Annotated in this window: 8 protein-coding genes; 6 read left to right on the plus strand and 2 right to left on the minus strand. The window is 46.0% G+C overall.

Features of this window, described 5'->3' with window-relative positions; all coding sequences use genetic code 11:
• Positions 1 to 688 precede the first annotated feature (688 nt).
• Positions 689 to 2,029 (minus strand): alpha/beta hydrolase family protein, encoded by a 1,341-nt coding sequence (locus ODOSP_RS08730; RefSeq protein WP_013611972.1) that lies wholly within the window; start codon positions 2,027 to 2,029, stop codon positions 689 to 691.
• 156 nt (positions 2,030 to 2,185) lie between these two features.
• Positions 2,186 to 2,746 carry an RNA polymerase sigma-70 factor gene (locus ODOSP_RS08735; protein WP_118104246.1) on the minus strand — a complete coding sequence of 187 codons (561 nt, stop codon included), beginning with the start codon at positions 2,744 to 2,746 and terminating at the stop codon, positions 2,186 to 2,188.
• Between the two features lie 131 nt (positions 2,747 to 2,877).
• On the opposite strand from ODOSP_RS08735, the gene ODOSP_RS08740 reads away from it, so the two are divergent.
• The 6 genes from ODOSP_RS08740 (at position 2,878) to ODOSP_RS08765 (ending at position 12,991) form a co-directional block, all read left to right on the plus strand.
• Complete coding sequence (locus tag ODOSP_RS08740) at positions 2,878 to 4,056, plus strand: FecR family protein (RefSeq protein WP_013611974.1); 1,179 nt, start codon at positions 2,878 to 2,880, stop codon at positions 4,054 to 4,056.
• 37 nt (positions 4,057 to 4,093) lie between these two features.
• A complete protein-coding gene (locus ODOSP_RS18785) occupies positions 4,094 to 5,239 on the plus strand; it encodes a TlpA disulfide reductase family protein (protein ID WP_013611975.1) in 1,146 nt (381 codons plus the stop codon).
• Between the two features lie 7 nt (positions 5,240 to 5,246).
• Positions 5,247 to 6,218: a hypothetical protein gene (locus ODOSP_RS08750; RefSeq protein ID WP_013611976.1), complete on the plus strand. Its 972-nt coding sequence runs from the start codon at positions 5,247 to 5,249 to the stop codon at positions 6,216 to 6,218.
• An 85-nt stretch (positions 6,219 to 6,303) separates the two neighbouring features.
• Positions 6,304 to 9,678 carry a SusC/RagA family TonB-linked outer membrane protein gene (locus tag ODOSP_RS08755; RefSeq protein WP_013611977.1) on the plus strand — a complete coding sequence of 1,125 codons (3,375 nt, stop codon included), beginning with the start codon at positions 6,304 to 6,306 and terminating at the stop codon, positions 9,676 to 9,678.
• A gap of 11 nt (positions 9,679 to 9,689) precedes the next feature.
• On the plus strand, positions 9,690 to 11,105 hold the full coding sequence (locus ODOSP_RS08760; protein ID WP_013611978.1) for a RagB/SusD family nutrient uptake outer membrane protein: 1,416 nt from the start codon (positions 9,690 to 9,692) through the stop codon (positions 11,103 to 11,105).
• A gap of 26 nt (positions 11,106 to 11,131) precedes the next feature.
• On the plus strand, positions 11,132 to 12,991 hold the full coding sequence (locus ODOSP_RS08765) for a DUF4843 domain-containing protein (protein ID WP_013611979.1): 1,860 nt from the start codon (positions 11,132 to 11,134) through the stop codon (positions 12,989 to 12,991).
• Positions 12,992 to 13,005 lie beyond the last annotated feature (14 nt).

Genomic DNA, 13,005 nt, shown 5'->3' on the forward strand with positions numbered 1-13,005 from the left:
GTTACAACGGTTACAGTAGTTAAAATTAACCTTTAGGGGACCTTTTTAACTATTGAAACCGCTGGAACTATTTAAGATGCAGACATTTATTGTTTAGAATTCCTTCATCATTACTTAGAGAACCGAAAATTCTGTTGCGATAAAATCCTTCGGATTTTCTGTTGAAAATTTTATCTTAAAGTTCGAATTGCAGAATAAAAACAGGTATTTATAAGCACAAATATGTATATAACTGCCTATTTTAGTATTTTTCACCGTATAGTCAACGAATACTGGCTTATCCTTACAAACTGCTCATTCTCTCCCCTAAGTGAGTAAAGGGCGACTTATTTTTGTAGTAGCGAATTATAAATCTTAAATTTACTGCTATAAAAACTATAATTTGCAAAATGAATCGTGCACATTTATAAAACGAAATGTGTACAATTTATTCGGTCAACCATACGACATACACACACAATTATATATGCTACCTACCGAACAGCAGACGAAACCCTTCCTCCGGCATTGCTTGCAGCAGTTTACAGCTCTCTTTATCTCTGTCAACACCATATTTCTTCATAATACGCCCTTCGATGAAACAACAAAGATAGCGAAATACTCACAAAAAAGCCATTCCAACGCTTTCCAACTCTTTTCGAAGCACCGGAATGACTTAACACCATTCAAACTATTCCCCCGACTTATATTATTTCAGTTGATTCAACCAGTTGACAATCTCCTGCAGCACTGCCGGAGCAATGGTCTCTTCAATATCGGAATACTCTACGGGAGAACCGGTAACGGCAGGCTGGAACATATGGTTCAAGCCTGGGAAAACAATGGTCTTCACCTGAGTGTTACCATTCTCTGAAATCCCTTTCCTGATAAACTCCAGATTTTCCACCGGCACCTGACAATCCTTGTCTCCATTGAGTGCCAACACCGGGCATGTAATTTCCGGGAAATCCCACTCGGGATTGTATTTCAACAACTCGATCTTGGCTACATTATACAACTGCTGCGTCGTTGCGGCTGCCTGACCGGCCAAAGGAGTACCATTGAAAAGTTCGGTTAGCTTCCGTTCACAAGTGGCAGCATCTCCCGATTGCAAAACAATATCCTGCGCCTGACGCATATAGTTGTTGTATTTTTCAATAAAATCCTCTTTTACACCGGATGCCCTCAACAAGGCAGCCCGCTGCATCAGCAACAGTTCGCTGCCGCTTACGCCTCCGCCCGCCAAAGTGATGATAAAAGGCACCTCTTTCCGGGCAGCCATACTGAATGCCACGAAAGCGCCTTCGCTATGCCCGATGACTCCAACACTATCGGCATTGATTTCCGGACGCTGTTTCAGGTAATTAACCGCAGCCACAGCATCCGCATCTGCATCCGGTAAACCGCTTTCCTTCAAATTGCCGCCGGACTTTCCGACACCACGGTCATCCACACGCAAGGTAGCTATCCCGTGACGGGCCAGATAATCCGCCAGAACGAAAAAAGTTTTGTGCTCTGAAAAAGTGTTATTACGATCCTGACCGCCACTGCCGGAAACCAACACCACGGCCTTGCACCTGGCTCCACTGGCTGGCCAAGTCAATGTTCCCGCCAAGGTGACTCCATCATCCGCATTCTGAAAAGTCACCTCTTCCGAATGATAAGAAAAAGGCTCTTTCGGAGTCTGCGGACGCTTGAACACCACCGGCGTGCGGGTAAGAAGAAGCTCGAAATCATATCCTTCCCACAAAAAAGTTCCCTTCAGCGAACCGTCGGCCTGAAGCCTGAGAATACTGCGAGTCTGCGCATCCGCAATATTCACCGTCAAAACATGATCCGCCAATTCTACCGCATCCGCCCGATAGGTCTTTTCCGACAAATCTGGAATCTTCAACGTAACCTGATAGCCACCACCGGCCTTTTCGACATGATACTCCAGACGCAAGCGCATATTCTTCAAATCGGGATAACCATACCACTTACCCGTTATATCCTGTGCACCCAGCGTCAGAGAAACGAATAATAAAAACAAAAGCGAAACAATTTTCATAATATACGATATTAAAATACCAACCATATGTCTATAATACGCGCCACCCGACAAAAGGGGGGGTACTCATCCGACCACAAAGCCACGAGCTACGGAGGAGTTACAGACGAGCCTGCTTTCAAACCAAAAGGGAAGCAGGAGCAGCAACAACTCATATCATGGAAAAATCAAAGATATCAGGAAAGGATTTTCAACCATACGGGCAAGTTTTTGCTTGCCGTTTTTTTTATGCTCCTTGACCGTATCTTCAGAAATCCGCAAACGGCTGGCAATTTCCGAAATCTTCAACCCTTCCAATGTAAGCTGCATTACGAGACGACACTGGGGCGGAAGCTGTTCAATCGCCGCCATCAGATTGGCATAGACATCTTCCTCTAACACTTTTTCCCAAAAACTACCCATTTCAGATGCCGTATCCAACAATTCACGCTGATACCGGTCGCGCACCTGCTGCTTTCTAAAATAACTGACACACCTGTTTTTCAAGGCACTGTAAAGGAAATATTTAACCTCATCTCCACTGATAAAGCGGTGGGTAGATTCCAATAACGAAATAAACACTTCCTGCACCAGATCACAGGCTGTCTGATCATCTTTTACATACCGGATAGCAATGGATTTCAAGGCTACGAAATAGACACCATATAAATGACGGAATGCCCGGTTGTCCTTTCGCGCCAAGTAATGTAGAAGGAGTTCTTCGTTCTGAATGCGCATAAAATTCATAAATCAATAAAACAAAGATACTACATTATCTATAATTTTTCAGTCTCCCCCCCTTTTTTCTTAGTTGCGCGTATTAAATAATATCGATGATATTTTATTGGGACATAACACAAACAAAAGATATGCTTACAGAAGGACAGGATAAAATAAAAGAAACACTCTCCATATCTGACAAGATCAGTGATATTCTCAGCGAAGAAGCGGATGCCGGGAGTCAGCATGTGATAGATTCGTGGCTTGCACAAAATGAACAAAACAAGGCTTTGTTCAACAAAATCTGCTCTGACAATACCATACGGAAAAAAATTTACAACTACAAAAACAGTGATGCAGAACAAGCATTCAACAATTTTCTGAAAGCAAGAAAACAACGTTCAAACCGCCGCATATATTACCGGTTCTTATCCGGCGCAGCCGTCATTGCCATTTGCTTCGGATTTTGGGCCCTGACCCGAATACAGGAACAGGCAACGCAAAATCTGCAAGTTACAGAAACAGAGCAGCAGCTTTCGGACATGCCTGCCAACAAGCCGGTGTTGACATTGGGAGACGGCACACGGATAAACGTCTGGGGAAACAACCTTTATTTCAAAGAGACAGAAAAAGGGCAAAAAATCATGTTGGGTGATTCGTTGCTTTCACAAAAAGAGGATTCCATAACGGCAGACAACTACAACACACTGGAAGTGCCGCTTAAGTGTGACTTCAGATTTACCATGAGCGACGGGACCAAAGTATGGATAAATGCAGGCTCCACACTGAAATACCCGGCAAAATTTGCAGCCGATTCGCGTACAGTATACGCATCCGGAGAGATATATCTGGAAGTGGCCAAGGATGCCGAACGTCCCTTTTATGTAGTTGTTGACGGCATAACCGTCAAAGTATTGGGAACCTCCTTCAATATCAGGGCATATGCCGATGAAAACGAGACGAAGGTGACTCTACTCGAGGGAAAGATTGCCGCACAAATCAACGATAAGGAGTACACGCTTACTCCCGGCAAACAATTAAAATGTGACAAGACTTTTGGAGGGACCAGTGTCCGAACGGTAGATCCTGCAGAGATTGTTTCCTGGACCAGGGGGTATTACATATTCAAAAAAGCAAGGCTGCAGGAGGTGGCAAATACGCTGAAAAACTGGTATGGAGTCAACATTGTGCTGAGCAGTGGTGCCAGCGACATCATCTATACGGGAGTAGTCAACAAAGAAGAGAAACTGGAGGTTTTCCTCCGGCGTCTGGAAGAGGTATCCAACGTAAAATGCAACTGCAACGGTAAGTTCGTAACAATATATTAAACAATAAATTCATCATCATTAATCTAAATCATCAAGTATGAAAAAATGGATCACCCTAAACTTGTGCCTGTTACTATCCGGATTCCTGGCCGGACAGTCTGAAAACAAAGAAACGCAGCCCGTCAAAGGCTATGAAATCAACGGCTTCATCACCGGCAAATACACCGGCAAGGTATATCTTGTAAAAGAAGACGGCATGCACGGACCACAAACCAAAGTGGACAGCTGCGAAGTGAAAGAGGGACGGTTCCGGTTCAAAGGAGATACTGTACCCGAATACTCCGTGATTTATTTCATCCAAAGCCACGACGGTCAGTTGGCACCCGTCTTTTTGGAGGCAGGTCAGATGAACATGACCATGCGTGCCGACTATTTCCTGGGTTCAGTAACCAAAGGTACCATCAACAACAACCTGTGGTCGCTCCACCAGTTGCAGACAAGATACTGGATCGACAGCATGCTGCTGGCTTCCAACACCCACTACATGCGCTACGGACGCGGAAGTTTTGCAGTGGAGGACAGCCTGTTCAAATACCGCACCTGGGAACAGAACACCAAGAAACTGAACATGGAGAAATACATGGCACGCTTCTATAACGACCAGGCTTTCGCACCGTTCATCATGCTGTTCGAGATGACCAACGAACTGTCATTGGACGAACTGAAAGAATTGCGCGGACAGTTGAACGAAAAGCTCAACAACCACCCGTACACCAAGGAGCTGGATGAAATCATCGCCAACAAGGAGTTCAAGGTGGGCGTAGAGGCTCCGGAATTCTCCATCAAGGGAATGGACGGCGAGGACATCGAACTGAAGAACTTTGCAGGCAAATACATCCTGCTCGACTTCTGGGCATCCTGGTGCGGACCATGCCGCAATGAAATGCCGAATGTAGTGAAGCTCTACAAGGAATGCAAGGGCAAGAACTTTGAAATCATCGGTATCTCTCTGGACCAGAAACCGGAACCCTGGAAAAAGGCTGTGAAAGACCTGAAGATGACCTGGCCGCAGGCTTGCGACTTCCAGGTATGGTACGGACCGGTGGCACGCAAATACAACCTTTCGGCTGTCCCCTACACCGTACTGATCAACCCGGAAGGAAGAATCGAAGCCCTGAACCTGCGCGGAGAAGAGCTGATCAATACCATCAAGACCCTATTGAAAAACGACAAAAAGAAATAATCCGAAGATGAAGAAAATATTGGTTTGTATGCTTGTATGCCTGTTCTGTGCAGGCGTACAAGCCCAGAAAACAGCGAAAATCAAGGCAACCGCTGTCGGATATACCGGCAAGGTGATCGATTTTGAGTTTATAGACAACACAGCGAACAACCAGCAGTTCCCGTTCAAGGACAACCAACTGATGGAGTTCGAGGTGGAACTGAAAGAGCCGGGCCTGATGAAGGTAAACGCCTGGCTCTGGATGATTGTATGTCCCGGAGACGAGATTGAAATGGCCATCCAATTCCAGGGAAAAAACTACAAGCACGTTGAGTTCAAGGGTACCCCGGCTGCCGTCACCCTGAACAGCGCCATCCGTGACGGACGCATGGTGCGCATCAACGACCACTACAAGACCAACCCGTTGGCAGCCGTGGTGACACAGGTGCCGGTACAGACCTATTATGATGCCTGCCTGCGGAACTGGAAGAAGGAACAGGAGATTCTGGAAGGCATCCGCGACAAGGTGGACCCGTTCGCATTCAACTATATCCATGCGGAACTGGAGGGCATGTACCTGGACAACCTGGTGAAATATCCGTTCATCGTATCCGATGTAAACAAAAAACCGCTTCAGGAATGCACTCCGAAAGGCTATTGGGAGGCTCTGGACGGCTATCAGGTGAAAAGCGACAAGGCTTCATTGAAAAGCTACGCCTACATCGGTTGGTTGATCGATTATCTGGAATACCGTGAAAAATGCGAGGCCCGGAAAGCCGGCAAAGAGTACAAGCCTGCCGGAAACATGGAAGAGATGTATGAGAAACTGTCAAAAGTGTACGAAGGCGATGTGAGAGACGCTGTGCTTTATCTGTTTTTGTACAACGCCATATCAAAACAGCAAGACTTCGACGTAATCAAAACACTTAGTAAAGATTACTTCAAAAAATACAATAAGAACAAGAAATTTAAGAAGGAGTTGACTGAAATGCAAAAGTAATATGTAACAGTATCTGCGAAATATCCTACACAAGGAATTTACTACAGCTGACGACAATATATTTACTAACTAAAATTACAAATTTATGCAAAAGAAGAAAATGTTACAGGAATTTCTAGGCCATCGGTTCCTGGTGTTTGCTTTATTTATGCTGATTTTTTCCGGTGGACTAAAAGCTGCAGAGGAAGAATATCAAAAAAAGAAAATTTCAGTACAGATAGTTAATGAAACAATAGAACAAGCCCTAAATAAAATCGGCAACATTGCTGATATCCGCTTTTTCTATAATCATGCGTCATTTGATTTTTCTAAAAAAATCAATATAAATATCACCGACAAGGAGTTGCGGGATGCTATCGGACAGGTGTTGGCAGGATATGCCGTAGATGTGGAATACCAGCCTAACCGTACCGTTGTATTACGCCCCCGGAAAGAGCTACCTGCCCATGACGTACAAAAAATCAGCGGTGTGGTAAAAGATGCCAAAACAGGCGAGCCGCTGCTTGGAGCCAGTATTGTACTGAAGGAACAGAGAGGTGTGGGGGCTGTGACCAACATGGACGGTCGTTTCCACCTGGAAATTATGGAAGGTAGCGCTACAGCACTGGTTATTAGTTTTGTCGGGTATCAAGAAGAAGAAGTCAACATTGCCGGTAAAGGAGATATGGCAGATATCGTGGTAAAACTGACAGCCATGTCTATTGAAATGGAAGATGTTGTGGTAACAGGTATGGCGCCCCGTAAAGTGTCCGGTTTTACCGGCCGTTATGTCACTGTCAAAGGCGATCAGTTGAAGAAATTGAATCCGAACAACCTGTTGCAGGCGCTCCAGCTTTTCGACCCGAGTTTCCGCATCGTGGAAAACAATACGGCAGGTTCCGACCCTAACGCATTGCCTGAATTCCGTCTGCGCGGAGACGTCCAGTTGGGCCAGGGAGCTACCGGTTCCAGTGCAGATTTCCAGATGTTGATGGGAGACTATTCCAACCGTCCTAACATGCCGTTGTTCATTCTGGACGGTTTTGAGACGACCTTGCAGCGCATTATCGACCTGGACCCGGAGCGCGTAGAATCTATTACCATTCTGAAAGATGCTGCCGGTACTGCCCTTTACGGTTCGAGAGCCTCTAACGGAGTGTTGGTTTTTGAAACCAAGAAACCGAAACCGGGTGCATTGACGTTGAGTTACAGCGGCAATGTGGGAATTTCTGTTCCGGACCTGTCCGACTACAACCTGATGAATGCGTCCGAAAAATTGGAATACGAGAGATCTGCCGGATTGTTTGAGAGCGTAGACATGTTGAACTATTACAACAAATACAAACAGGAAATATTGCGCGGAGTAAACACCTATTGGCTGTCGCAACCGTTGCGTACGGCACTCACCCATCGCCACACCCTGAACATGGAGGGCGGAGACGAGGCAATCCGTTATAGCCTGAGCCTGAACTACGGGGATGAGTTCGGAGTCATGAAAGGCTCGGACCGTAACAACGTAGGTCTGACCCTTTCCTTGCAATACCGCCGCAAGAAATGGAATATCAGCAACTCATTGAGCATGACAAACACCAAATCGCATAATTCGCCTTACGGTTCATTCTCGGAATATACGAAACTGAATCCCTATTACCGTCTGACAGATGAAAACGGCCGTTATCAGCAGGTAATAGAAATCAAGCCCATGTCATCGGCAAACAACCCGAAGACGGTTACCAATCCATTATATAATGTACAGTTTCCCAATAAAGACCTGTCAAACAATTTCAGTATTGTAGACAACTTCTCTATCGAATATGCCATTATGGACAATCTCCGTGTCAACGGACAGGTGTCTTTGACAAAGAGCACGGCCCGTTCGGAGCAGTTCAAATCGTCGCACCACACTGATTTTGCTCCTGAAGAAGACCTGACCCAGCGCGGTTCCTATACAAAAAGTACCGGAGAGTCTGTAAGCTGGAATGCCAACGCTGCCTTGAACTACAACCTGGTAAAAGGCAAACACGGAATGTTCGCCTTGCTCCGCTGGGATGTCTCTTCATCGAAAAGCGACGGTATCAACCTTTCTGCAAAGGGATTCCCGGATGACAACATGGACGATTTCCTGTTTGCCTTCGAAATGGACCAGCGGGTGAACGGAGAGGAATCCACCCAACGCAGCGTGGGTATGACCGGTTCGTTGAACTATATGTATGACCAGCGTTTTTCCGTAGACTTCAATATCCGCGGCGACCTTTCTTCACAATTCGGTGCCGATACCAAAATGGCACCCTTCTGGTCGGTGGGGCTGCGTTGGAACATGGAGCGCGAGAAGTGGCTGGAGGGAAGCATCATTTCCAATCTGACGCTTTTTGGAAGTGTCGGAACAACCGGTTCTCAAAGTTATTCGCCTTATCAAGCCAAGGAGACCTATTCGTTTGGAGATTTGATGTTCCCCTATCCTTCGGGAGATGTCCTGGGAGCACAGTTGATGGCAATCGGAAATCCGGATTTGGGATGGTCGAAAACCATGCAGAAAAGTGTCTCTTTGGAATTCGGTTTGTGGAACAGCCGCTTGAATGCAACTGTTTCATATTACCACAATTACACCGATGAGATGTTGCTGGGAACAAACATCCAGCCTTCTACCGGTTTCAGCACGCTGACCCGTAATGTGGGAGCTGTATTGAATGAGGGTGTAGACGTTTCATTGAATGGTTTGCTCATCAACAACTACGAAAACCAGTTCCAGTGGAGTCTCAGCGTAAATGCCACCCACAACCGGAATGTCATTAAAAAGCTGTCCAATGAGCTGAAAGAAATGAACCGTAAGAACCAGGAAAATAGAAACGAGATATTGCCTATATACGAAGAGGGTGAATCTACGACTGTCATCAAATCCGTACGTTCTTTGGGTATCGACCCGGCAACCGGTCAGGAACTGTTCCAGAAATTGAACGGCGAAAAGACCTTTGTCTGGGATGCTGCCGACAAAGTGCCGGTAGGCGACACGGAACCCAAAGTGCGCGGAGCAGTCAACTCTTCGCTTATATGGAAGAACCTTTCTGTCAATTTGGGTTTCTCCTATCAGTTCGGGGCAGACCGCTACAACCAGACCCTGGTAGATAAAATCGAGAACATAGACATCTCGCAAAACGTAGACCGCCGTGCTGCGGGTTCCGACCGCTGGAGTCCGACAAACCGCTATGCAAAATACAAAGGAATCTCTTTCTTTAATCAGCAGACACCGGTAAGTACCCGTTTCTTGCAGAAATTAAATGAATTTGTATTCAATTCCGTATCCATCGGCTACCGTTTTGAGCCCAAGCAGTTCAAATTCCTGGAAGCATGCAAGATTGCAAGTTTGTCGCTGAATGCTTCCATGCAGGATATCGGGCGAATCTCTTCCGTAAAACAGGAAAGAGGTCTGGATTATCCTTTTGCGCGGAGCTTTAACCTGTCTTTATCTGTATTATTCAATTAAAAAGAAATGTCATGTTTAGAATACGAATTTTAAGTGCCTGGGTTATAATGACAATGCTCTTTTCCGCCTGTGCAGATTGGGTGAATGTCAGCCCGAAAGATGAAATAGAAGCCGACAAGCTGTTCAAATCGGAAAACGGTTTCAAGGTTGCCCTGATAGGTGTATATTCCCGCATGACCTTGCTCGACAATTACGGGAAGAGACTGTCGTATGATTATATAGAACGACTTGCCCAGCGTTACGACAACTACGACATATCGGTTGCTCCGTCTGACAAAACGCGTGCGGAAATCTATGATTACAAGAATAATGCGAATGCCAAAGGGTATGTCAACTCCGTTTGGGTAAACCAGTTTGGAACCATTGCCAACCTCAACAACCTGCTTTACCGCCTGGAGCATGAAGGGAAAGATGTTGTGCTTACGGACGGCTATTGGAACCTGATGAAAGGTGAAGCATTGGGTTTGCGTGCATTCCATTATTTTGACCTGCTTCGCCTGTACGGTCCTGTATATAGTGAAGACCCGGAGATGAAATGCCTGCCCTGGCGTACGGAATTCAATGCCGACCAGAAATCCCTGGAGTCTGCCGGTGTCATTGCACAGCACATTCTGGAAGACCTGACGCAAGCCGAGGAGTTGTTGAAAGACGACCCGTTGAATTATAAAAATGATTTGAATGACCCGTTCCTGGGATTGCGCAAGCACAGAATGAACAAAATGGCAGTCAAGGCGTTGATGGCAAGAGTGTATCTCTGGATTGGCGACAAGGAAAACGCTGCGCTGAAAGCCAAGGAGGTGATAGAGCAGTGTGGACTGGAGCTCGTGATAAGCAATATCCAGGATGCCTCCCTGTATGATGAGACTATTTTCTGCCTGGGCATGGATGATATGGCGAACAAATTGAAAGATGACTGGAAAAGCATCAACACTTACAGTAATGAACTGTATATCTCGTACGATAATGCAAACACTGTATTTGAGCGCACCACCATCGGCTTGAACGATATACGCTACCGGAACAGCTACGGGTTTATCCACGGCAACAACGGGTTGATGTGCCGCAAATATCTGAGCAAAGACAAGAACTACAGCGAGAAAATACCGTTGATCCGCCTCTCTGAAATGTATTACATCCTGGCGGAATCCGTTTCTCTGAAAGAGAGCGTCACCTATATCAATAAGGTGAGGAATGCAAGGGGAATCTCCCGCAACAATAACATCGAAGCAAACGATTCATACGATGAGGCTGCACGCAAGGAGGCTCTGAACAAAGAGTACCAAAAGGATTTTTTTGCAGAAGGACAGTATTTCTATTTCCTGAAACGGCACAACTATAAAACCTTCTGGCGTTGTCCGGTTGAGAAGATGGACTATTACGTACTGCCGACTCCGGATGATGAAATTGCCTATGGAAACGGGAAATAACGGTTAACCATTAAAATGCAAGTACTATGAGAAAATATATTTATTCGATTTTTCTGCTGGGTCTGTTTTCCTGTCAGGAAGAAGGCGTGGTCCAATATACGCAGGAAAAAGACGGTTTGCAGTTTTCTGCCAACAGCAGTGAAGATATGACCAAAGTGTTCAATTTTGCCACTGCCACCTATGAAGAGGAAATAAACGGCGAGCCGAAAACATTCTATTACGGGGATTCGCTGGCAGCATATACCTTTGAACGGGTTGTGCTGGATTTGCAGGGGTTCCCGACTCCCGATGAAAGAGAGTATAAATTGAAAACCGTTTTGGTGGAAGACCAGGATTCCAGCAAGGTTGCCGAGGTTGTGTTTGAGCCGTATTATAGCCTGGCTCCCAATCAATTGAAAGATACCATCAAGATAACCGTGTTGCGTCCCAAGACAAGAGGAACCTATACGGTCGGAATCACGGTCGATACGGAAGGGAATGAGGCGTTCTTCGACAAGGGTGTCGTGGAGAAATCCATACTGCGTCTGGATATCCAGGATGTGTATGAACAACCGAAAGGTTGGGAGGAACGTCTGGAGTGGCTCGGAGAATTTGACGAAGAAAAGTATGCTTTTATGGTGACGGTTTCCAAACAGGCTTTCAGCAAGGAAAACAACCACATGTGGAACGAGACGGACAAATACAATCTGGAGTTACGTCAGGCATTGGCAAGGTTCAATGCCAGTGCAGCACCGGAAGACCAGAAGAAATTCAGTTTCCCTGTAACGACAAAATTGGTATGGTGGGACAAACAGCTGAAATTCCTGGGTGAATTTTCGGAAGAAAAGCATGAGTTTATCAAGAATCTGCTGAGTGAAGAGGGTGAGACCTTGGCAAACAACAGTAAATTGGAATACTGGAATCTGGTGTTCAGGGATGCAGTTGCGGAACAGGGTATCACCGAATTCTCTTTCCCGGTCGTTACCGTGCAGTCGTCCTGGTGGCGTGAGTCTTTGTTGGGAGCTTTCTCGCCCGAGAAACAGGAATTCATTGTCCGCGAACTTTTCCCGCGCAGTGATTATCAAATCAAAGACGGCACCTGGGATTATGCCAATCCGGTGCTGCGGGTGTTGTTGGAACAATACAATGCAGAACATCCGGAAGCTCCGCTTGCCTTTGATTTTCCGATAGAGGGACGTCCGGAATGGTGGGATTTCCGTGAATCGTATCTGGGAGAATATTCGGATATCAAACGGGACATTGCGGTAGTTGCCGTATTGACAGAGCAGATGTATTACGGCGAATGCAACATCAATCCTTTGGTGAACCAGAATATGAGCATGGATAATGTCATGGGTGCCATCCGTGATGCTATTAACGCATACAACAAGGAACATCCGGACAGCCAGCTTGAATTGCCGGCTTCTGCTCCGGGATGGTGGGCTGAAAAGAGCAACTATTTAGGCGACTATTCTCCGGAAAAAGAGGCATTCATGCAGCAGATAATGCCGGTGTATAATGCAACATATCAGGAATGGGCAAATTGGACAGATTGGAACCCCATTTTCCGCTATGAACTGGCAGCCTACAACAGTGCTTATCCGGATGCACCTTACGGATTCACTTTCCCTGAAGTCGATACCAAACCATCCTATTGGGATGAGTTGCCTTATTTGGGAGAATACTCGGAAGCGAAGCGGGTGTTTATATGGATTACTTTGATGCCTAAGAATTATGGTAATGTTGACGGTTGGTTCCTGGGAGCTCCTTCTGAATGGGGAAATCCAAACGACTGGCCTGCAAGACATACGACCTTGACCGAGGCATACGCCAATAGATACGAAGACTTTATGAAGAAATATGCCGGTGCAAATCCGACACCGTTTGATTTCCCGGCTTCTTGGTAAATTTAATACAGTAG

It is taken from the genome of Odoribacter splanchnicus DSM 20712, assembly GCF_000190535.1.
GTDB classification, from domain to species: domain Bacteria; phylum Bacteroidota; class Bacteroidia; order Bacteroidales; family Marinifilaceae; genus Odoribacter; species Odoribacter splanchnicus.

Excerpts from the sequence above, each read along its gene's own strand:
- ODOSP_RS08730 (WP_013611972.1), bottom strand. The coding sequence starts at position 2,029 with ATGAAAATTGTTTCGCTTTTGTTTTTATTATTCGTTTCTCTGACGCTG.
- ODOSP_RS08760 (WP_013611978.1), top strand. The coding sequence starts at position 9,690 with ATGTTTAGAATACGAATTTTAAGTGCCTGGGTTATAATGACAATGCTC.
- ODOSP_RS08735 (WP_118104246.1), bottom strand. The coding sequence starts at position 2,746 with ATGCGCATTCAGAACGAAGAACTCCTTCTACATTACTTGGCGCGAAAG.
- ODOSP_RS08740 (WP_013611974.1), top strand. The coding sequence starts at position 2,878 with ATGCTTACAGAAGGACAGGATAAAATAAAAGAAACACTCTCCATATCT.
- ODOSP_RS08765 (WP_013611979.1), top strand. The coding sequence starts at position 11,132 with ATGAGAAAATATATTTATTCGATTTTTCTGCTGGGTCTGTTTTCCTGT.
- ODOSP_RS08755 (WP_013611977.1), top strand. The coding sequence starts at position 6,304 with ATGCAAAAGAAGAAAATGTTACAGGAATTTCTAGGCCATCGGTTCCTG.
- ODOSP_RS08750 (WP_013611976.1), top strand. The coding sequence starts at position 5,247 with ATGAAGAAAATATTGGTTTGTATGCTTGTATGCCTGTTCTGTGCAGGC.
- ODOSP_RS18785 (WP_013611975.1), top strand. The coding sequence starts at position 4,094 with ATGAAAAAATGGATCACCCTAAACTTGTGCCTGTTACTATCCGGATTC.